The following is a 19894-nucleotide window of genomic DNA, read 5'->3' as shown; positions in this document are numbered from 1 at the left end:
TCACGGAGCCTGGAAGGGACCGGAGAGTTTGATGTCGAAAGCCCCGCGACCTCGCGGACTGGTTTGTCGCGGAGCCGGGATTGCCCGGACGAGTCGTTTGCTCCGCATGAGGATCAGCTTCACCGACGCCAGGATGCCCAGGAATCTGCTTGTTACTTTCCGACCTTGCCTGTCAGGTGAAGTATGCGTCTTCGATGTCGATTGCGAGAGAGGTGGACTCGCGAGCCCGGGTTCCGTCCGGGTTGCGTACGTAGACCCGGTGCCGAGTGGGTATGACGATCCCGTCGAAACGTCGGTGCAGCGAGGCATGGTGCACCGCCGGGCCCGGGCCGAGCAGTTCGAAACCGAACTCGGTACGCCGTAGGAGGCCCGATTCGTCGAAGTACAAGGTCTGCTGTTTCGACGGGGTGGCGAATGTCTTCGGATAGGTGACGCGGAGAGCCAGCCAGGTGGCTCCCTCCTCGTACCAGGGTTCTGCTTCCTCGGTGTGGATGTCGTCGCGCAGCAGGTGGAACGGGACGGTGAGGTAGCTCCAGAGGACTTCCGCTGCGAAATACCCGGCGTGGAAGTCGTCCCACGGTGTCTGCCGGGTGTGAAAGTCGAACCGGGCCTGGGGATGGGATTGTTCAGCCATCAGGACGCCGTTGTCCTGCTGGATGGTCTGGCGCTGCGGTTCCCACGTGATGCAGAGCCCACGTTCGGGATAGGGAGCGATGGTCACGCGTTGTGTACGTGTACCCCCGGTTATGACAAGTTCTCCGAACGCGCCCTGTTTGCCTTTGATCGCCCAGATCGCCCCTTGGGCGCGGGATCGGGCGCGGAATCTGGAGAGCGTGCGCCAGTGCTCGACTCCGCCGTGGGCTTGAATCGCCCGGGCGAGCAGGTCCTGCATGGCGCCACCCTCCAGCTTCCGGTTCTCGCCTTTGGAGCCGCGCGCCGGGTATCAGCCGATCTCGCTGAGCGCTCCGACGATGATCTGAGTCACTTTGTCGGCGTGGGAGAGCGCGATGGCGTGCGAGCCGCCGGCGATCTCCGTGACGGTCGATCCCATGCGCTTGGCCGCAGCGCGTTCGGCGTCGGGGTTGATCGCGTGGTCGGCACCGGCGACGACGAACCAGCTTGGCAGCCTCTTCCAGCCCGGCTCGACCGCCAGGGGTTCGCCGAACGCAACATCGGCGGCGGGGCGTTGGCTGACGGCGAGCACGGCGGCCTCGTCGTCGGGCAGGTCCGCACAGAACACCGAGTGGAAGTGCTCCGGCTGGATGTAGAACTCCGTGCCGGTCTCCTCGCCGCGCGGGAATGTGCGCGGCAGAAGGGAGCTGTCCAGCTCGGCGGGCGGGAAGCCCTCGTTCGAGCCGTGGACGGACACGCCCTGGTCGACACCGAAGGAGGCGACGAAGACCAGTCCCTTGGCGTTCTCCGCCTTGGCTGAGGCATAGGTGATCACCGGGCCGCCGTAGGAGTGGCCGACCAGCAGCACAGGGCCGTCGATCTGGCTGACGACGCTCGCGATGTACTCACCGTCGGCGGTGAGGCCCCGCAGCGGGTTGGCCGGCGCAACGGCTGCCACGTCCGCTGCGTATAGGCGGGACACCACGCGGGACCAGCTCGATGAGTCCGCGAACGCGCCGTGCACGAGCACCACGGTGGCCGACGATGCGGGTGACGTCATGGTCGTCTTCCTCTCGGTTCCTCCGGCGACCTCGGCTTTCGGCGCGGCCCCGGGCCAGAGTGTGGGCGGGCGTCCCTACACGGGCGTACGCCGTCGAAACCACGCTCCGACAAAAGGCACCGTGCGGCATCCCGTGCGGTCCGTAGTCGGCAGCCGACCTAATCACGTGTGCTCAAGGGCACGTGGTCACACCCCTTTCACCACAACGCATGACACGGGATTACGCGCTGAAGGAGACAGGGGAGACATCCGCGGTGTCGCACCTCTCTCGACCGACGGTGCAGACGATGCGCACCAGACCCTCCGATGGAGGCGCACCATCTTCCCGGCTTGCGCCCCCGCCCTAGCTGCTGCGGTCGGTCTCATCCCGGTCTCGGGAGCCGACGCCGCCCGCCCCGCCACCACCAAGCCCACGATCGTGCTGGTCCACGGTGCCTTCGCCGATGCCAGCAGCTGCGCACCCGAGGTGACCAGACTCCACGACCTGGGATACACCGTGTATGCCCCGGCCAACCCCCTGCGATCCCTGTCCGGCGACGCCGCCTACATCAAATCGTTCCTGCAGACCATCGACGGCCCTGTCATCCTGGTCGGCCGCTCCTACGGCGGTGCCGTCATCACCCAGGCCGCGGCGGGCCTCAAGAACGTCAAGGCCCTGGCCTACGTTGCGGCTTTCGTCCTCGACAAGGGGGAAGGCGCAGCGATCGTGCTATCGGCGGACAAGTACCCGGGCTCGCTGCTGACCCCCGACAAGCTGGTGGTCCGCAAGTACCCCGGCTCCTCTGCACCAGGCGGCACCAATGCCGACCTCTACATCAACCCGAACGACTTCCAGGCGATCTTCGCCAACGACAACTCCTCCGCCAAGGCGACCGAGCTCGCCCTGACCCAGCGCCCTCTGTCACAGAGTGCCTTCGGTGAAGCGCTCGACGTGGAGCCGGCCTGGAAGACCCTCCCCACCTGGGACCTGGTCACCCTCAACGATCACGCCAACTCCCCTGCGGGCCAGAAGTTCATGGCCGCCCGCGCGTCCGCCAGGACCACTACGATCCATGCCGCCCACGATGTGAGTCTCCCCCGGCCCGACGCCGTCGACAAAGTCATCCTTGACGCTGCGGCGTCAAGCCACTGATCGGCGGCACGCCCTATGCCGAGGTGATGCGATCTCGCTGGTCGGACAGCTCACGGCGGGAGTGCACGTCGAGTTTCCGGAACACTTTGCGCAGGTGGTAGTCCACGGTGTGCACGCTGAGGAAGAGCTGGGCCGCGATCTCCGCGTTCGTGGCCCCGCCGGCTGCCAGGCGAGCGACACGCGCCTCCTGGGCCGTCAGGTCACCGCCGCCGCTGTACGCCCTCGCGCCGAGCTGGACTGGATCGCCGGCCGCCGCCAGCTCCTGCGCGGTTCTGGCGGCGTACCCTTCGGCGCCCATGGCATCGAAGAGCTCGTGGGCGATCCGCAGTTCGTGACGGGCCTCCTTGGTCCTGCGCTCGCGGCGGAGCCATTCCCCGTACAGCTGATGGCTGCGCGCCCTGCGCGAGGGCCCCCGGGTGTCCTCGTGATGCTGGATCGCCCTCAGGTACAGCGCTTCTGCCGATGAGGGATCGGCGGCGGTCAGCGCCTGAGCGCGGGCAAGGTCACCGAGCAGACCCGGGACGGGGGTCCGGTCGGCCAGCCGGGACAGGCGCTCCACCAAGTGCGTAGCTTCCTCTTCCTTGCCACAGCGGGTCGCTGCCTCCACCATGTCGACCACGGCGAACTTGACCTGGCACGTGTCCCCGATCTGTTCCTCCAGACTGAGGTACGCCTCGAGATACCGGCCCCGGCTCAGCTCGACCACGCAACGGGCGTAGTCGCAGAACACCAGCTGATATCCCTGGCCGGTGCGGGCGGCGTGCTCCTGGACGGCTTCGGTCAGGGCGCGGGCCGCCTCGAACCGGCCACGCCACGCAGCGATGAGCAGGGCACCGATGTACAGCTGCGAGCCCCGCGCCTCCTCCAGCGCGGCGCGCTGGTCGAACAGACGCTCCGACTCCGCCAGGTGACCGGTGATCAGTTCGGACAGGGCTGTGTGGCTGAGTGCCAGGGCCATCGGGATGACGGCGCCCTGGCGCTGGGCTTCCGCGGCCAGCCGCCACGCGAGGTCGTGCAGGGCGATGTCGTCGCCGAGCATGGTCGCATGCGAGCAGGCCGCGGCCAGCCACTGGAACAGTTCGGGAGCTGTCGACTCCTCGTGCCGTACCGCCTCGATGGCCTGCTGCAGCCGCGGGCCGGCGCTGCGCAGCCCTTCGAGATACACCGCCGTGTCGGCTTCCAGCACTACGTCACCGGTCGTGACCGGCATCCCGGCGGGCAGCGGGAGGGAGCGGACGGTCTCGGCCACGCTCAGGCGCGACGCCCCCTGCGGCGCAAGCGAGCCGCTGATCTGGGCCTGGACGAGCGCCTCGACGAGCATGTCACGAGCCATACGGACATCGACGGGGCCCAGTTCCCGCGCCGCGGTCAGCAGGGCATGGGTCGCTGCCGCCGGGGCGCCCGTCAGCCGGTGGATCCGCGCCTGAACGCGCTGTACCAAGGCGTTGTAACACCGGTCCTCACGGTAGCCAGCCGCTTCGTCCAGCAGGGCCTGCGCCCTTCCAGGCGAGCCGGCCACGGCGGCGGCCTCCGCCGCCCCCAGAAGACGACGGGACCGGGTGGGCAGGTCGGACGTCAAGGACGCGCCTCGCGCCAGAAGCGTCGAAGTACCGGTCCAGTCACCACGGTCGCGGGTGCGCTCCGCGGCACGTTCCAGCTCGGTTGCGACGTTGTCGTCGGGGTCGGTTGCCGCTGCCGCCAGGTGCCAGGCGCGCAGGTCGATCTCGCCGAGGTCTCCCGCGACGTCGGCCAGTGCGGCGTGTACCCTCGCACGCTGTGCCAGCGGCGCACCGTAGTACACGGCCGAACGAATGAGCGGGTGCCGGAACTTGACCGTCTCCCGGATCGAGAGCAGGTTCCGCTCCTCGGCAGCCGCCGCGGCGGACGCGTCGAAGCCCAGTGCCGGGCCGGCCCGCCACAGTACGTTCGGATCACTCGTCGGATCGGCGGCTGAGGCCAGCAGCAAAGTCCTGGTCTGCGCCGGCAACGCCAACGCTTCGCGCAAGTAAAGCCGTTCCAGGGCCCGGCCGAGAGGGATGGGATCCGGCAGGGGCGCCTCGCCGCTGAGCTCGGGGGCTTTGAGCTCCCGGGCCGCCTCGATCAGGGCGAGGGGGTTTCCTTCCGTGGAGGCGACGATCCGTCCGCGGACGTGGGGATCGAGGACACCGGGGACCACCGATTCCAGCAGCTGGCCGGCCGCGTCCGTGGGGAGGCCGACGACGGTCAGATCGGGCAGTCCCGCCAGGTGGTCGATGCGGTCGACCTGGTCGCGTGCGGCGAACACCATTGCGACCGAGTCGGCGTACAGCCGGCGGGCCACGAAGGCGAGCACCGCGGCGGACTCCTCGTCGAGCCAGTGGGCGTCGTCCACCAGGCACAGGAGTGGCCTGTCGTCGGCGCGCACGGCCAGCAGCCCGAGCGAGGCGAGCGCGACGAGGAAGCGGTCGGGCGGGCTCATCCGTTCCTGCAGCCCGAAGACCTGGCAGAGCGCCTCACGCTGCGGATCGGGCAGCTTGGGCAGCTGGGTCAGGTGCGGTCTGAGTAGTTGGTGCAGTGCGGCGAAACCCAGCTCGGCCTCGGATTCTACGGCGTCGAAGCGCATGATCTCGAAATCGCCGTCGGCCATGGTCTGAAGGTGATCGAGCAGAGCGCTCTTGCCGGTCCCGGGCCGGCCTCGCAGCACGAGGACCGCGCTCATCCCGCGGCGGGCGGCGTCGAGGGCTGCGGTCAGCCGGTCGCATTCCTTGTCCCGCCCGAACAGCTCGTGCACTGGTCAACCCCAAGGCGCTCGAGAGGGGCCGGCTTGCACCGCTCCCCGGGACGCGTGAGTCCAATCACCGGATCCATGTCCCATCCTGGCCAGCGCTGGAGCTTTTGTCCAAGCAGCACCTACGCGGTGAGGCGGATGTCGCCGCGGTCCTTGGCCATCTGGGCGAGGACCGCCGACATGTTGCCGCCGACGGAGTCGCCACAGACGGCCATGCGCGAGGGGTCGAGGCCATGCTCGGCGCCGTGCGCGAGAACCCATTGGGCGACGGTGTAGTTCTGTTCGATCTGGGTGGGGTACCGGGCTTCGGGGGCCAGGTCGGCTCGGGCAGGTCTCGTCCTTCACCTGACATCGGGCCGCTGGTCCAGCACCCGTGGGTGAGCCTCGAACGCGTCGTTGAGCTTCAGGTAGGACAGGTGGGTCCGCAGCTGTGAATAGCGGCGTGCTTCACTCATGTGGGCTGGTGACGTGCTCACTCGCCGGTTTCCTCCTCGGGTGTCGGAGCGGTCCGCAGCCGGTCGGCCACGGCGGCATAGGTGTCGAGGTTGATCACGACCCGCTCGGCCGCGCTCGCGTCGGCGGCCTGGCCCCGCAGTCGTTCGGCCTCCGCGAGCGCGGCCGCTGACAGCGGGCGGCGCCCCGCGCACCGCGACGATCCGCCGGATGATCAACGGAGTGTGTCCGGGGGGCCTCGCGGACCTGCTGGGATGCGATCCATCCGGCGTCGACACCCTGGCGGTGGACGGCAAGAGCGCCCGGGGCTCGCGCCACGACGACACCCCCGCCGCGCATCTGCTCGCCGCCATGACCGGTGACGGGCTGACCGTCACGCAGTTGCGGGTACCGGACAAGACAAATGAAATCACCTGCTTCGCCGGCCTGTTGGCCCCGTTCGACCTGACCGGGGCCAACAGGCCGATGCCCTGCACGCACAGCGTGGCCACGCCCGCTTCCTGGTCGAGGACAAGAAGGCGCACTACGCGCTGTGCGTGAAGAAGAACCAGGCCGGCCTCTACGAGCGGCTGCACACGCTGCCCTGGACGGAGGTGACCGCGATGTTCTACAACCGTAGCGAGGGGCATGGCCGCAAGGAGACCCGCGTGGTCCAGGTCCTGACCGTCGACGGCCTCGACTTCCCGCACGCCGCCCAGGCCGCCTGGGTCGTACGCCATCGCACCTGTCTGAAGACCGGCAGGCGCAGCCGCGAGACGGTCTATGTCATCACCGACCTGACCAGCCAGGAAGCCTCCCCGCAGCGACTGGCGAAGATCATTCGCTCGCAGTGGGTGATCGAAAACAGACTCCACTTCGTCCGTGACACCGCCTTCCGCGAGGACGCATCCAAGGTGCGCACCCAGCACGGCCCGGAGAACATGGCCACCCTCCGCAGCTTCGCGATCAACCGCCTCCGCGCCGCCGGGCACCACAACATCGCCGCCGGACTCCGCGAGATGTCCTACGAGCCGTTCACTCGCCCTCTGGCTCTCCTCGGACTCTGCCGACCAGCACGGGCGCATGAACAGTCAGACACTTTGAAACCACCCTGCCCCCAACCCCAGCCCCAACTCCCGCCCGCAGTACGAGCCTCTGAGCAGCCTGTATGGCAGCTATGAACGTCGTTGACAAGATCACGACAGGGCCGCAGACTGTGCCTTTCACGCAGGGCATCTCGGAGGGGAACACTCGAAATGGCTCGCACAACAGCAAGGCTCGGCGCACTCGCCGGAACACTCGCTCTCGCAGCCAGCATGACGCTGACGAACGCCGGACCCGCTTCCGCCGCTCCCTCTTTCACCTTCGGTTACCAGTCTTTCTCCAACGGCGACTACACGATCAACGTCTACAACGACGGAGTGCTCGCAGGGTCGGTGGATTGGTACGCGGACCCCCACGGTGTCATCGGTCCCGGAACCGGAGACACCGTTTGTGCGTCGGACTATCTGGGCGATGGTTACGGGATCGAGGCCCATCTGAACGGCACCTTCCGGCAAGCCACGACCGCCGGGCACGCCTCTCCGTACACCGACTGCACATCGGGTGACATCACCGAAGACACCCCGTTGACCTTGCGCGCGTACGTCGTGAAGGGCGGCGAGGTCGCGAATTCGCTGGGAAAGACCGTGTACTCCTGACCGGAGGCCCGGGGGAGTAGAAGCCCCACGCGTACATCTGATCGTCGCGGTGCGCGGGGCGGTGCGAACGGTGAAGGCGGACACGGTCCGGGCGCCGAGCCGGGCCAGGGTGTCCTGCGGAGCGTTTCGCGCCCACTGTCCGATCGCCGCGAAGGACCGGGCCCCGCACATGACCGCGGAGCAGGCCACCAGCAGCACGCTCACGAACGGGTGACGCCTGCCGCGCCGGTCACGTGGATCAGGCAAGGTTGCCAGCCTCGACGGCAGGTCGCCGACCGCGCGATGCCGACGCGAGGGCGACTTGACCAGACACACAGTGGCAGACTGACGACACATCGAAGCTCCGGTCGGTACAGGCGACTTGGTGGGTCACCGGCATCAACCGGAGCTTCGTTGTGTGCGTGACGGCCCGCCACCCCATCGTCACGATGCCGTGACCAGCACGGATCGTTGATCGAAAAGACTTTGAAACCGCCCTGCAAGCCCAAGGCGCTGCAGTACCGGCCTCAGCTACTTGCCTCGCCGTTTCGCTTGGTACGGGACTGTTGGGTCGGAACCGCGAAGGTGCCCTCCTGACCTGGGACGATGAACCTTGCTGAGGGGTTCTTCGGTCCAAGCGGAGGGCGCTTTCTGGGTGCAGGCTATCGGGTTGCGTCTCAAGGTCCATGTCAGCGCCGATGGTTCGGGTGTGGTCGGCCATGCCGGGGGCATGGCTGCTGGCGGATCTCGCCGGCGCGACCGGAGGGCGACGGGCAGGATGACCATGATGCTGACCGGGTTCGAAGCGGTCCGAACGGCCGAGTCAGCCTCACGCAGGCCCGCCGGAACTTCCGTGCCATGGGAGCCAGCCTGTGACGAGCGATGCATCGCGTTCGTACCCGACCCTCGCTCGGACAAGTACCCAGCTGTCTGACATCACCAGCTGATACCAACGCCGTCAGGCGGCGCCGGAGCCCGGCGGCCTGGTCCCGGTTCCGCGCCGCCCGGCGAGCAGCTGCCCGATCAAGAAGGTAGGACGGTCTTAGTTCTGCACGTCGACGAGACGCCAGAGAAGGGTGAGAAGTTGGTCTCGTTCTTCTGCATTCAGCTGGGCGAGAACCGCCCTTTCGGCGGCATGGGCATACGGGGACGCCTCGATCACGACGCGTTCGCCCTGCGGGGTGAGGGAGATGAGACGCCGTCGGCGGTTCTGGGGATCCATGACGGCCTCCACGTGGCCATCGCTGTGCAGGCGTTTGATCAGGTAGCTGACAGTCGAGCTGTCCAGTCCGAGGTGCTCGCCGATTGTTGCCTGGTCGATCGACCCGTTCGCGCGGAGCAGCACGTCGAGTATCGCGAACTGGGGCGTCGTGAGTGCGGTGGGCATGGCTTCGGTCCAGCAGGCGGTCACATGTTGGAAGGCTCTCCGGATCAGGTGGATGGCCCAGGTGGTGGGCTCTCCGCTCTCCGTGGGGAGGGTCACGGATGGTCTCCTTGCTTCGGACAGGTCAGCGATCTAACGTGAAAGTACGAGCTCACACAATACGAGCTCAAGGAGATAGGAGCATCGCATGCCCGTTTACGGTGTGACCACCACGCGCGGCATCGTCTCGGACGAACAGAAGGCCGACCTGGCGGCGGAAATCACCAGGATTCACTCGTCCGTCACCGGTGCCCCCTCCTCCTTCGTGCATGTCGTGTTCACCGAACTGCCCGAGGCCAACGTCTTCACGGACTCGGCCCCGTCACGCCCTCTGCTGATTCACGGTACGACCCGGGCCGGTCGGCCGGACGCGGAGAAGGTGCGGCTGGCCAAGTCGATCTCGACTGCCAGCAGTGAGATCACCGGCGTCCCGGAGTCTCGCGTCCTTGTGATCATCACCGACACTCCGGCCCGGTTCGCGGTGGAGGGCGGCCGTGTCCTGCCTGAGCCGGGGGACGAGGACGACTGGCTCGACGAGCAAAGCAACTGAACAGGAAGCTCCCCAGTTCGTTTCGAACGGGGTACTTGGCTTGACCCCCGTCCCGGCCCTGCCACCGTGTCCGTAACAGGAATACTCCCTTCGTGTTGGAGGGGGGGCTGGCCTTGCCGTATCGCTTGGGTACGGCGACTGTTGGGTCTGACCGACCCGAGCCGGCTGGGGTGGGCCGCATGCAGGCACTGCAGGGCTGCCTTCAAAGGGGAGGGCCACTCCGCTAGCCAGTGTGCAATGAGGAGCAAGGCCCGCCCGGCCGGTAAGGGGCGACGGTCTTGCCGCGGCGGAACGGGTGTTGCTTGGCGGCAGCCTTCCCCATCGTGCCGGGGCAGGTAGCCCCGGATAGCCGTGAGCCTTGGCGGCGACAGGCTCTGGGTGAGCATGCTCTCTGTCTCCTGCGACAGGCATTGCCGCAGGAGCGGTGGACGGCACCGCAGTCAGCCAAGGCGAGCGAAAACCCATGCTGCAACGACCAGGTTGCTAACGCGTCGGCTTTGCGTCAGCGTCGCGATCGGATGCGTGGATTGACCCGGCGGAGCAGACTTTTAACGTAGCGGTAGGCAGTTCAAGGAATGAACCCCTCCGCGAGAGCGGGCCGGTGTGACTGTCGATGCAGACACCTGCCAGGGCTCGCGACAGCGACCAGGACGCGCGACTGCGTCGGATTTCCGGCGATCCTCCAGCTCTGACCTGGCGAGAACACAACTGATCTACCAGCCGCAGACGTTCTGGTGAGGAATCCAGGGTGCAGGCCCCCTGATCACACTGCCGAGAGGACCCGAGATTTCTGCGGAACGGCGGCAACCTTCGAAAGCGAGGTGTCCGGTCATGGAGATTAAGGGATCGGTTGCGCTGGTGACCGGCGCGAACAGGGGCATTGGATTGGCATTCACTCGTGCTCTACTGGCCCGGGGCGCAGCCAAGGTGTACGCGGGCGTTCGCAGCCCCGAGGACTTTCAGGAGCCGGGGGTCGAGACGTTGCGTCTTGATGTCACCGACGAGGATCAGATTGCGGCCGCGGTGGTGGCGGCGTCCGACGCGACGATCGTCATCAACAACGCCGGTATCCAGGCCGGGCCAGCACTGCTGGAGGGGTCTTTGGAGGGGGCCCGGCGTGAGCTGGAGGTGAACTATCTGGGTACCTGGGCGGTCTCGCGGGCCTTCGCGCCGGTGCTCACGGCCAACGGGGGCGGGGTCCTGGTGAACATGCTGTCGGTGGCATCGTGGCGGGTGAACAAGCGGTGGCCCAGTTACGCGGCATCAAAGGCGGCTGAGTGGTCACTGACCAATGCATTGCGCGTTGGTCTGCGACAGCAGGGAACACTGGTTGTAGGGGTGCACGTGGGCGCTGTGGATACGGACGCCACCGCGAGTCTCGACGTTCCCAAAGTGCCGGCTGCGGAGGTGGCGGCGCAGACCATGGACGCGATCAGCCGCGATGTGACCGAGGTGTTGGTCGATGAAGCCTCCCGCCGCGTGCGCGCGGCGTTGTCAGGCCCCGTGGAGCTCCTGGAACCAGATCGCTGAGCCATGACGGCGTGACTGCTGCAGGGTAGGCGGGTCGTTTGAGAGGAAGCGGTCTGTCTATGCAGGCAGTTCCTCACCCCGTAGCTCGCGCATCGTGTCGGCGAGGTTGCGAACGTGCCGAGGTCGGCAGCAAGCGCAACTGGTTCCAGACGCGCACGCTGTTTGGCACGCCCAGCGCGCGCCAGGCGGTTACCCGGGCGGCATCCGACGTCCAGGGCGCGTCGATGAGGCGCTGCTAGGGCTCGGAGACGGTGTGAATAACCGTACTATGTTTGGCTATGTTGCCGAGAGTGTGGTGTGAAAAGGAGTGACAGTCCCATGAGGATCCTCGTGGTGGGTGCCGGCGCGACGGGCGGATACTTCGGGGCGCGGCTTGTCCAGGCCGGCCGGGATGCGACCTTCCTGGTGCGATCGGAGCGTGCGGCTCGCTTGGCACAGCGCGGGCTACGCATCACAGGTCTCGGTGAACGTACGGTCCTTCGCCCCCGCGTGATCGACGCTCAGGACATCGACAGTCCCTACGACGTGATCCTGCTGGCGGTCAAGGCCACCGGTCTTGAGCAGGCCGTCGACGACATGGCGCGCGCGGTCGGTCCCGGCTCCCTGATCGTTCCCGTCCTCAACGGGGTCCGTCACATCGACATGCTTGCCGCACGCTTCGGTGACGGAGTGGTGTTGGGTGGTGTGGCGAAGGTGGCGACCACCCTCGACGCTCAAGGAGACATTGTCCGCCTGGCCGACGTGCAGGATCTGCGCTACGGGGCCCGCGGCGGGACCTCCCCGGCTCGACTGCGGGAGGCGCACCGCGTACTCAGCGACGCGGGCTTCTCGACCCGCCTGTCGGCACACATCGACAGCGAGATGTGGTCCAAGTGGATCTTCATCGCCTCAGTCGGTGCCGTGACCTGTTTGATGCGAGGGTCGGTCGGCGAGGTCGTAGCCGTTCCTGGCGGGGCGGCTTTCGCCAAGAACGTGGTCGAGGAGTGCGCCTCCGTGGCAGCTGCCGCCGGCTACCCGGTACCTGATCCGGCCCTGCGGCAGACGCTGGCGAGCGTCACAGAAGAAGGCTCGCCGCTCACCTCGTCCCTGTACCGCGATGTGCTGGAGGGCCGCAGTGCCGAAGTGGAACACATCTTCGGTGATCTGGTCTACCGCGCTAACCTGCTCGGGGTCGCCGTTCCGTTGCTGGACCTGGCAACGATGCAACTGCGGTTGCACCAGAACCGTGTTGAAGGCGCCCGCGTCAGGTGAGGTGGTGCCGCCCATCCGCATGCGGCGGCGACCAACGCCCCCGGGCCGGAACCGCATGCCGTCGGGCGGGGAACGAAATCGCGGCTGAGGTGTTGGTGTTGTACCGAGCACAGATACCCCTGGGCTCCGTGTACGGCGACCGCCGTCTACAGGCTTCCAGGAACAAGGAACACCCTTCTTTGTCTGCCTTTCCGCTCCGCCTGAATGACAGCGTCACTGATCTCGTCCAGGGAGAATTTGCGCCCGGGAGAAGTTTCCACGGTTTCCTCACGCATAAGATCTAGAATGTCCTGACCCAGCTGCGCCAGATCTTGGCTCGCAACGCCAGGAACTTGGCAGTCTTGGCCCGCCGTGCCTACTGCATCAACTGCCCGCGCTCAGCTCGTCCAGGACCAGGTCGGCCTTCGGCCGGCCAATCCAGCCGGCGTCCTCAAGCCCAGCCATCCGCTCTGCGGCGAAAGCCCGACGCCACTTGCCCACCGTCCTGGCCTGGACGCCGACGGTGCGTGCGACACCTCGAGAGGTGCTGCCAAGGCCAAGTCGGACCTGTCGGCGTCGGCATGGTGTCAGCTCGTCCGGCCTCTTGGCGTGGGCGGGAGCTATCGCGTTGAAGCGGTGGAGGAGGCGCTTACAACGGCTAACACAACGAGGTCGTCTGTCAGCCCATGCAGGCGATGCAGTGTGTGAGGTCCTCTGCAAGGAAGATGACGAAGCGCCGCTGCGGGCTGGTGATCCTTGCCAGATGGACGAGGGAGGTGCCGGCGGCTTGGAGTTTGTCAACGGCTTCGGCCAGTCCCGGTCGCGGGGTGACACCGGTCTCAAGCATCGTCTGGTGCCGGAAGGCCCATGTGTCCCAGAACTGCCGGGCGGAGATGGCCTGATGCCCTTCGGAAAACAGCTCGAAGTCCGCGCCGGCCTGAAGCGCAAGGCGGGCGGCTCGTGCGGAGGAGCTGTCGTCCCGGGCGAGCGCGGATTCAAGGTCGCTGCGGATCACATGTCTAGTCTGCCGGAGCCCTACTGACGGAGCGGCTGACTGTCGGACAGGTCAAGAAGAGCATCTGTCGGTAGGTGATGAGGCAACAGGCGAGTTTGAGGAACACTTCGTGGATGTCAGCTCTGTGTTCCCACCGGATGCGAAGGCGTCGGAAGCCGTGGAGCCACGTAAAGGTCCGCTCGACCACCCACCGGTAAGTGCCAAGTCCCGTGCCGTGCCGGGCCCCGCGGCGAGCGATCGCGGGCACGATTCCGCGATCACGGACCTGCTCGCGGTAGATGTCGTGGTCGTAGCCTCGGTCGGCGAATACCGAGTCCGGCCTGCGGCGGGGGCTGGCCGACCCGGCCACGGACCGGCGGGACCGCGTCGAGCAGCGGCAGCAGCTGAGTGACGTCGTTGCGGTTGCCGCCGGTCAGCAGGACCGCGAGCGGGGTGCCGTGCCGGTCGGTGATCAGACATCCGATGGGGTTAAGCGGTCAAGCTGCGGCAGCGAGGATGGACTCGGGACGGGTGGGGAAGGCGATGGTTTCGTCGTAGTGGACGCGTTGGTCGAGGCAGTGGTGCAGGCACCCGATCATGCGATTGAAGAGATTACGCAGGGCTGAGATGTGGCGTTCGCCGTGGGTGCGTCTGCGGTCGTAGTGGGCTCTGGCGCCCGTTGAGGCCCGTCAGGGAAGCGAACGCCCAGACGTAGCCGGCAGCCGCGAGACGCTGGTTCTTGATCCGGCGGGCTTTGACAGAGATGCTCTTGCCGGATGCCCGGGTCACCGGTGCGGCTCCGGCGTAGGACTTGAGGGCCCTGGCATCGGCGAAGCGGGATCGGTCGTCTCCGATCTCGGCGAGCACACGTGCGCCGGTGAGCGAGCCGAGTCCTGGAAAGCTGGTGATGATTTCCGCGTCCGGGTGTGCCTCGAAAGCCTTCACGGAGGCTTCGGCAAGCTCATCTGCGCTCGTGCAGGCAGCGTCTAACTTCCGCATCAGTGTCAGGGCCTGGTGGCCCATCGCGTCCTCGACCAGCGGGAGCTGGCGCATCTGCGGGGCCCGTAGGGCCGAGTGCAGGCGCGTGACCTCAGCCTCGATTCCGCGTTGGCGTCCAGCCTTCTTCAGCACGGCCTGCAGCTGGGTTCTGGTCAGTCGGGCTGCTCGGGCCGGGGTGGGTGCGGCTGCCAGCTGTGCGCGGGCCACGGGTGAGCAGAGTCCGCCGAGGATCGGCTGGACGGCGGCGAGGTAGCCGGGGAAGTATTCGCGCAGGTGGGACCGGAGTTTATTGGCAGCCTGGGTGCGGTCCCAGACTGCGTCTTGTTGCGCGCGAGCCAAAACAGCGATGGCCTGGGCGAGCTCGGTGTCCGCGGGCATTGTCCGGTGTACTGCGGCGTCGGTGCGCAAGATGTTGGCGAGGACCATTGCATCGAGGTGGTCCGACTTCTTGCGGGCGATGGTGTGGCGTTCGCGGTATCGGGACGCTGCCATCGGGTTGATCGCGTAGACGGGGCGGCCGGTGGCTCGCAGGCAGGCCACCAGCAGTCCTCGGGTGGTTTCAATGGCCGCTGGTATGCGGGTCTCGGGGGTGTCCCCGTGTTCGGCCAGGAGGTCGAGCAGTTGTTGGAGGCCGGTGGCGTCGTCGCTGATCCTGGCTCGGGCCACCAGCGTGCCCTCGGTATCGACAAGGGCGATGTCGTGATGGTCGCTGGCCCAGTCGATGCCGCAGAAGATTTTCATTGGTTGTCTCGTAGGACTCCGTTAGGTCTTTCTCTCGGTCCTGTTTGAGAGGATGCTGTGGGGTGTGGACGCATTTGAAGTGAACCGTGCTCGGGCGAAGTTGGCGTTATTCGTTGCTGATGTGTTCGCGTCGGTGCCTCGCAAGGATCAGCGGGCGAAGGGTGACTGCTATCTGCGGGGACTGATGCTGGACGGGCGGCGCAAGTCCATCCAGGCCATGGCGGAGCGGCTGCCGGACGGCAACGAGCAGAACCTGCAGCAGTTCGTGAACCAGTCGACCTGGGATCCGGTGTTGGTGCGGCGGCGGATCGCGGAGCGGATGGTGCCGCAGATCGGCCCGGACGCGTGGGCGGTCGACGACGTGTCGTTTCCCAAGGACGGGAAGATGTCGGTGGCGGTCGCTCCGCAGTACTGCGGCGCTTTGGGCAAACAGGCCAACTGCCAGGTCGCGGTGAGCGTGCACGCGGTCTCCGACACCGCGTCCTGTCCGCTGCAGTGGCGGCTGTTCGTGCCCGAGGAGTGGGCGCACGATGCCGGGCGGCGGAAGAAGGCCGGGATTCCGCAGGAGGTCGGGCACCGGGAGAAGTGGCGCCTGGCCCTGGACACCTTCGACGAACTGGCCGGGTGGGGTCTGGTGCCGCCGGTGGTGGTGGCCGATGCCGGCTACGGGCAGAACGCCGACTTCCGGGCCGGCCTGAGCGAGCGGGGCATCGGATATGCCGTGGCGGTCCGTTCGGACATGACCGTCCACCCGCACGACGCGCGACCCACTGCCCCGGCGTGGTCCGGAAACGGCCGCAAGCCGCAGCCCCGCTACCGGCACAAGCCGTCCCCGGTGTCCGCGCTGGCAATGAGCCATGGACGGGCGGCATTCCGCGAGGTCACCTGGCGTCAAGGCTCCCGCGGGCCGATGCGCTCGCACTTCCTGGCAGTGCGGGTGCGGCCGGCCGGGGTCAGGGCCCGACGTCTGGCCCAGGCCGCCGCCACCGCCGAACACGGCCACTGGGACGGTGTCCTGCCCGAAGTGACGCTGCTGACCGAATGGCCCGAAGACGCCCAACAGCCCACCGACTACTGGCTCACCAGCCTGCCCGCCGGCACTCCGCTGCCCGAACTGGTCCGCCTGACCAAGATCCGCTGGCGCATCGAGCACGACTACCGGGAACTCAAGCACGGCCTCGGCCTGGACCACTTCGAGGGACGCTCCTGGGCCGGGTGGCATCACCACGTCACCCTGGTCACCGCCGCCCACGCATTCCTTACCGAACAGCGCCTGGCCCCAAAAGCCGATACAGCGGACTCACCCTCTACCAGACCCTCGACGCCATCCAAGACCTGCTGAACTGCTGGACCGGCACCTGCACCACCTGCCACCAGCCCCTTCCCTCCAGGACACACACGACACCAAGATCCAGAGCGACCTAACGGAGTCCTACTAGTGCTGTGACCGCGTAGGTTCGCCGGGTTGGTGCTCATGGTCCTCGTGCCGGTTGGATGTGACGACACGTCCAATCGGCGCGGGGGGCGCGATGGCACAGCCGGTCAGGGTCCGTACGTGACCGAGCAGGAGGGGCAGAAACTGCAGCGGATCGTGCGACGGGGCAGCACCAGCTCGGTGCGGTTCCGCAGGGCGATGATGCTGCTGGCCTCGGCGGGCGGGAACGCCGTGCCGGTGATCGCGCGGCTCGTGCAGGCGGACGAGGACACCGTCCGGGACGTGATCCACAAATTCAACGAGATCGGGCTGTTCTGCCTGGACCCTCGGTGGGCGGGAGGCCGTCCCCGCCTGCTCAGCGATGACGACGAGACCTTCGTCATCCAGACGGCCACCACCCGCCCGGCCAAGCTCGGCAAGCCCTTCACCCGCTGGTCGATCCGGAAACTCGCCGATCACCTGCGCCGCGACCTCGCCCGCCCGATACGGATCGGCCGCGAGGCCCTGCGCTGCCTCCTCGCCCGCCGCGGGATCACCTTCCAGCGCACCAAGACCTGGAAGGAGTCCACCGACCCGGACTTCGACGCCAAGCTGGACCGCATCGAGTACGTGCTCCACGAGCGCCCGGACCGGACCTTCGCCTTCGACGAGTTCGGGCCGCTGGGCATCCGCCCGACGGCCGGGGCCTGCTGGGCCGAGCGGGGCAGGCCGGACCGGTTGCCGGCGACCTATCACCGCACTCACGGCACCCGCTACTTCCATGGCTGCTACTCGGTCGGCGACGACACCCTGTGGGGCGTCAACAGGCGCCGCAAGGGCATCGGCCCGACTTGGGCCGCGCTCAAGAGCATCCGCGTGGCCCGCCCGGACGGCGCCCCGGTCTATGTGATCCTGGACAATCTCTCCGCCCACAAGAACGGGCGTATGCGCCGCTGGGCGACGAGCAACAAGGTCGAGCTGTGCTTCACCCCGACGAACGCGTCCTGGGCCAATCCGATCGAGGCACACTTCGGGCCGCTGCGGCAGTTCACCCTCGCCAACTCCCACCACCCCAACCACACCGTCCAGACCCGCCAGTTGCACCGCTATCTGCGCTGGCGCAACCAGAACCCCCGCCACCCCGACGTCCTGGCGGCACAGCGCCGCGAACGCGCCCGCATCCGCAGCGAGAAGGGCATTCGCTGGGGCGGACGCCCCCTCGCCGCCGCAGCCTGACCAAGTGAGGGATCCCGCCGTGCCCGGATGTGGAGATCAGACAGCGGCCAGGCTCTTCGCCATGACCCGCTCCCTGCCAACGCCGTCGGGCAGAAGATCGCCGGGCTCACCCGTGTCCGTGAAACCGTGCCGCTCATAGAGTGCGGTCGCCTTGCGGTTGTCCGGCATGACGGACAACCGCAGGGTCGTGGCGCCGAGCTCCGCCCCCCACCGCTCGACCGCCTGGATCAGGTAGTCGCCCACGCCCTTGCCCCGAGCCTTTGGGTTGACCCACATCGAGATCAACTCCACGTTCTCTGCTCCCTCGCCCGGCACTCCGCTGGCCAGGCCCACCGGAAGGCCGTCGAGGAGCGCGACGAGATCGTGCGCGCCAGGAATCGACAGACGGGCGCGCCAGCGTTCCTCTCGGTCGCCGGAGCCCTGCCACTGGGCCAGCGTCGATCCGAACGCGTAGGGCGCCTCAGCAAGCGCGGCCAGTCGCAACTCCCGCCAAAGGGGCCAGTCGTCTGATTCCAAAGTGCGTAGTTCAAGCATGATCCAGACCCTGCCCGCCCGCCGGGGCGGACAGCAAGTTGATTACAACCATGCAAACGAGGTCGCTCAGCCCTGCGACCAGCCGAAACCGGGGAGCAGCGGTGACTCACGCACCCGCAGACCACGAGACCTCGGTGAACCTATCCGGTCACGGCACTAGGGCGAGGGGCTGGGGGAACTCATGGAGGGTGTCGCCGACCGTGCTCACCGAGCCGCCCGCGTGCTGGTGCCGTAGGTGTGCGGGTCGACGGGCTGTTCGGCCTTGGGCAGGTGGGAGACGACGAGCAGGTAGGAGTTGGTGACGAGTGCCTGACGAGTTTGTTCTCGACGCCTGTCCCGCCCTCCAGCGTGATCCAGTGGATGGCGAGTTCGATGCCGCGACCGAGTCGTTTGTGTTCGTGGACGACGAGGGTGACGGCGACGCCGGAGGATCGGACCTCCCTGGCGAGCCTGGCGGCGGCCTCGAGCTCGGGGCGCCGGGTGGCGCGGGTGGAAACCTTCTCCGAGAAGACCTGGGTGACCCCGGCCTCGGCGAGGGAGTCGAGCTGTGCGTCCAGGGAGACTGCCGGGCCGTCGAGGCGCGGCGTACCCGAGAGTCGGACGTGTCCGACGGGCTCGGCGCCGGCGATCGCGGGCCGGGGCAGCTCGGTTCAGGCCGAGCCCGGTTTGCGTACGGCCGGTGTCGGCACTCCGAGCACCTTCGCGAGTTGGGGCACGAGGCGGAAGCGGGCGGTGTGCTACTGGATGGCCACCTTGCCCTTGCCGGTCCGGCACGGCGAGCCCGCCGGGGCGGCCCAGGTTGACATCGGGCAGGCGTGCGATTTCACGCGCTTGAAGTCGTCGTTCACGGTCCTGACCGTTTCGTGGGGTCGTTTCAGACGTCCAGTTGTTTGCAACAACTCATGAAACGCGATCGCCCCAGGTGGACCGCCGGGTGCCGATCCCCGCGATCACCGGCACCTCACGCACCCGGCCCGAGCTCGGTGCGGTCTTCCACCCGCTGCTTGAGGCCGGTGTTGAACGCGGCGTACCCGTCTTTTTTGGGTGTTCTGAGGAAGGGCCGGATCAGGGTGACCAGGGCGCCGGAGAATTCCTCGTGGTTGGTCAGGCGGGTGGTGCCGTCGTGGTTGGGGGAAAGGACGAAGGAGTGCTGGCCGTGGAACAGCTGCTTGATGCCGAGCGTGCCGACCCACCGCAGTTCCTGGCCAGGCGTCGCGACGGTGACCGTGGGCCTGAAGGTCATGGCCGGCATGCGCATCGTGAGCCGGCTTCCCACTTGAGCGGTTCCCTCGGCTGCGGAGAAGGTGCTCCACTCGCCGTAGGCGGCGAAGTCGGTGAGGACGTCCCACACCGCTTGCGGGGTGGCGTCGATGTCAATCACGGCGGTGAGGACCGGCTTCATGGTGGTTTCCACTTCTGGCTGGTGCGGAAGGGAGGGGCGGGGGTTCGGCGAGCGGGTGGTCCACCGGTGCCCGGCGGGGCCGGGGACTGGCGTGGAGCGCAGTCCACGGCGGTCAGAGCGTCACGCCCGGCGCGGCCCTGCGGGAGGGGGCGCTGTGGG

Annotated in this window: 16 protein-coding genes and 7 pseudogenes; 10 read left to right on the top strand and 13 right to left on the bottom strand. The window is 67.5% G+C overall.

Annotation, left to right across the window (positions count from 1 at the left end; genetic code table 11):
* Positions 1-172: 172 nt before the first annotated feature.
* Together AQJ27_RS00100 and AQJ27_RS00095 are read right to left on the bottom strand one after the other, a co-directional pair.
* Positions 173-892, bottom strand: coding sequence for a hypothetical protein (locus AQJ27_RS00100; RefSeq protein ID WP_067359907.1), 720 nt, complete (start codon positions 890-892; stop codon positions 173-175).
* A gap of 51 nt (positions 893-943) precedes the next feature.
* Entirely contained in the window at positions 944-1672 is a 729-nt protein-coding gene (locus tag AQJ27_RS00095) for an alpha/beta hydrolase (protein WP_067359905.1), read from the bottom strand.
* 418 nt (positions 1673-2090) lie between these two features.
* Here AQJ27_RS00095 and AQJ27_RS58295 point away from each other — a divergent pair, with 418 nt between their 5' ends.
* Positions 2091-2804, top strand: a complete 714-nt coding sequence (locus AQJ27_RS58295) for an alpha/beta hydrolase (RefSeq protein ID WP_235613434.1) — start codon at positions 2091-2093, stop codon at positions 2802-2804.
* Positions 2805-2817: 13 nt separating this feature from the next.
* On the opposite strand, the gene AQJ27_RS00085 is transcribed toward AQJ27_RS58295, so the two are convergent.
* Positions 2818-5574: an ATP-binding protein gene (locus tag AQJ27_RS00085; protein ID WP_067359903.1), complete on the bottom strand. Its 2757-nt coding sequence runs from the start codon at positions 5572-5574 to the stop codon at positions 2818-2820.
* A 122-nt stretch (positions 5575-5696) separates the two neighbouring features.
* Positions 5697-5891, bottom strand: a pseudogene (locus tag AQJ27_RS51530) (alpha/beta hydrolase fold domain-containing protein); the annotation flags it as partial.
* 343 nt (positions 5892-6234) lie between these two features.
* Between AQJ27_RS51530 and AQJ27_RS58290 the strand changes: the two are divergent.
* The 3 genes from AQJ27_RS58290 to AQJ27_RS00075 all read left to right on the top strand — a co-directional run bounded on the left by AQJ27_RS58290 (position 6235) and on the right by AQJ27_RS00075 (position 7703).
* Positions 6235-6564: a hypothetical protein gene (locus AQJ27_RS58290; RefSeq protein ID WP_235613435.1), complete on the top strand. Its 330-nt coding sequence runs from the start codon at positions 6235-6237 to the stop codon at positions 6562-6564.
* A complete protein-coding gene (locus tag AQJ27_RS58285) occupies positions 6495-7184 on the top strand; it encodes an ISAs1 family transposase (protein WP_341866061.1) in 690 nt (229 codons plus the stop codon). Before AQJ27_RS58290 ends, AQJ27_RS58285 begins: the two co-directional genes overlap by 70 nt.
* A 135-nt stretch (positions 7185-7319) precedes the next feature.
* Complete coding sequence (locus tag AQJ27_RS00075) at positions 7320-7703, top strand: hypothetical protein (protein ID WP_235613436.1); 384 nt, start codon at positions 7320-7322, stop codon at positions 7701-7703.
* A 48-nt stretch (positions 7704-7751) separates the two neighbouring features.
* Here AQJ27_RS00075 and AQJ27_RS58280 read toward each other — a convergent pair.
* Positions 7752-8039, bottom strand: a pseudogene (locus AQJ27_RS58280) (transposase family protein); the annotation flags it as partial.
* Positions 8040-8288: 249 nt separating this feature from the next.
* Between AQJ27_RS58280 and AQJ27_RS61190 the strand changes: the two are divergent.
* Positions 8289-8558, top strand: a complete 270-nt coding sequence (locus tag AQJ27_RS61190) for a CPCC family cysteine-rich protein (protein WP_079064700.1) — start codon at positions 8289-8291, stop codon at positions 8556-8558.
* 166 nt (positions 8559-8724) lie between these two features.
* Here AQJ27_RS61190 and AQJ27_RS00070 read toward each other — a convergent pair whose 3' ends face one another.
* Positions 8725-9165, bottom strand: coding sequence for a MarR family winged helix-turn-helix transcriptional regulator (locus AQJ27_RS00070; RefSeq protein ID WP_067359899.1), 441 nt, complete (start codon positions 9163-9165; stop codon positions 8725-8727).
* Between the two features lie 88 nt (positions 9166-9253).
* Between AQJ27_RS00070 and AQJ27_RS00065 the strand changes: the two genes are divergently transcribed.
* The 3 genes from AQJ27_RS00065 (at position 9254) to AQJ27_RS00055 (ending at position 12436) form a co-directional block, all read left to right on the top strand.
* On the top strand, positions 9254-9655 hold the full coding sequence (locus AQJ27_RS00065) for a tautomerase family protein (RefSeq protein ID WP_067359897.1): 402 nt from the start codon (positions 9254-9256) through the stop codon (positions 9653-9655).
* Positions 9656-10486: 831 nt separating this feature from the next.
* Complete coding sequence (locus AQJ27_RS00060) at positions 10487-11185, top strand: SDR family oxidoreductase (protein ID WP_067359894.1); 699 nt, start codon at positions 10487-10489, stop codon at positions 11183-11185.
* A gap of 333 nt (positions 11186-11518) precedes the next feature.
* Positions 11519-12436 (top strand): ketopantoate reductase family protein, encoded by a 918-nt coding sequence (locus tag AQJ27_RS00055; protein WP_235613437.1) that lies wholly within the window; start codon positions 11519-11521, stop codon positions 12434-12436.
* A gap of 658 nt (positions 12437-13094) precedes the next feature.
* Here AQJ27_RS00055 and AQJ27_RS00050 read toward each other — a convergent pair.
* The 3 genes and pseudogenes from AQJ27_RS00050 to AQJ27_RS00040 all read right to left on the bottom strand — a co-directional run bounded on the left by AQJ27_RS00050 (position 13095) and on the right by AQJ27_RS00040 (position 15149).
* Positions 13095-13430, bottom strand: coding sequence for a hypothetical protein (locus tag AQJ27_RS00050; RefSeq protein WP_067359889.1), 336 nt, complete (start codon positions 13428-13430; stop codon positions 13095-13097).
* A 4-nt stretch (positions 13431-13434) separates the two neighbouring features.
* Positions 13435-13885: pseudogene (locus AQJ27_RS00045) on the bottom strand (IS5 family transposase); the annotation flags it as partial.
* A 21-nt stretch (positions 13886-13906) separates the two neighbouring features.
* Positions 13907-15149: pseudogene (locus AQJ27_RS00040) on the bottom strand (IS110 family RNA-guided transposase).
* A 64-nt stretch (positions 15150-15213) separates the two neighbouring features.
* Between AQJ27_RS00040 and AQJ27_RS00035 the strand changes: the two are divergent.
* On the top strand, positions 15214-16491 hold the full coding sequence (locus AQJ27_RS00035) for an IS701 family transposase (RefSeq protein ID WP_079064794.1): 1278 nt from the start codon (positions 15214-15216) through the stop codon (positions 16489-16491).
* 187 nt (positions 16492-16678) lie between these two features.
* Positions 16679-17799: pseudogene (locus AQJ27_RS00030) on the top strand (IS630 family transposase).
* A 36-nt stretch (positions 17800-17835) separates the two neighbouring features.
* Here AQJ27_RS00030 and AQJ27_RS00025 read toward each other — a convergent pair.
* The 4 genes and pseudogenes from AQJ27_RS00025 to AQJ27_RS00015 all read right to left on the bottom strand — a co-directional run bounded on the left by AQJ27_RS00025 (position 17836) and on the right by AQJ27_RS00015 (position 19747).
* Positions 17836-18333: a GNAT family N-acetyltransferase gene (locus AQJ27_RS00025; protein ID WP_067359883.1), complete on the bottom strand. Its 498-nt coding sequence runs from the start codon at positions 18331-18333 to the stop codon at positions 17836-17838.
* A gap of 204 nt (positions 18334-18537) precedes the next feature.
* Positions 18538-18692: pseudogene (locus tag AQJ27_RS58275) on the bottom strand (MmcQ/YjbR family DNA-binding protein); the annotation flags it as partial.
* A 57-nt stretch (positions 18693-18749) separates the two neighbouring features.
* Positions 18750-18890 (bottom strand): annotated as a pseudogene (locus tag AQJ27_RS58270) (recombinase family protein); the annotation flags it as partial.
* A gap of 404 nt (positions 18891-19294) precedes the next feature.
* Positions 19295-19747 (bottom strand): SRPBCC domain-containing protein, encoded by a 453-nt coding sequence (locus AQJ27_RS00015; RefSeq protein ID WP_201264244.1) that lies wholly within the window; start codon positions 19745-19747, stop codon positions 19295-19297.
* Between the last annotated feature and the right edge of the window lie 147 nt (positions 19748-19894).

This window comes from Streptomyces olivochromogenes (genome assembly GCF_001514115.1).
GTDB lineage: Bacteria > Actinomycetota > Actinomycetes > Streptomycetales > Streptomycetaceae > Streptomyces > Streptomyces olivochromogenes.
Note: the sequence above shows the minus strand (reverse complement) of the source record. Positions and strands in the feature narration are given on the sequence as shown.

Excerpts from the sequence above, each read along its gene's own strand:
- AQJ27_RS00100 (WP_067359907.1), bottom strand. The coding sequence starts at position 892 with ATGCAGGACCTGCTCGCCCGGGCGATTCAAGCCCACGGCGGAGTCGAG.
- AQJ27_RS00095 (WP_067359905.1), bottom strand. The coding sequence starts at position 1,672 with ATGACGTCACCCGCATCGTCGGCCACCGTGGTGCTCGTGCACGGCGCG.
- AQJ27_RS58290 (WP_235613435.1), top strand. The coding sequence starts at position 6,235 with ATGATCAACGGAGTGTGTCCGGGGGGCCTCGCGGACCTGCTGGGATGC.
- AQJ27_RS00075 (WP_235613436.1), top strand. The coding sequence starts at position 7,320 with ATGACGCTGACGAACGCCGGACCCGCTTCCGCCGCTCCCTCTTTCACC.
- AQJ27_RS61190 (WP_079064700.1), top strand. The coding sequence starts at position 8,289 with ATGAACCTTGCTGAGGGGTTCTTCGGTCCAAGCGGAGGGCGCTTTCTG.
- AQJ27_RS00065 (WP_067359897.1), top strand. The coding sequence starts at position 9,254 with ATGCCCGTTTACGGTGTGACCACCACGCGCGGCATCGTCTCGGACGAA.
- AQJ27_RS00060 (WP_067359894.1), top strand. The coding sequence starts at position 10,487 with ATGGAGATTAAGGGATCGGTTGCGCTGGTGACCGGCGCGAACAGGGGC.
- AQJ27_RS00025 (WP_067359883.1), bottom strand. The coding sequence starts at position 18,333 with ATGCTTGAACTACGCACTTTGGAATCAGACGACTGGCCCCTTTGGCGG.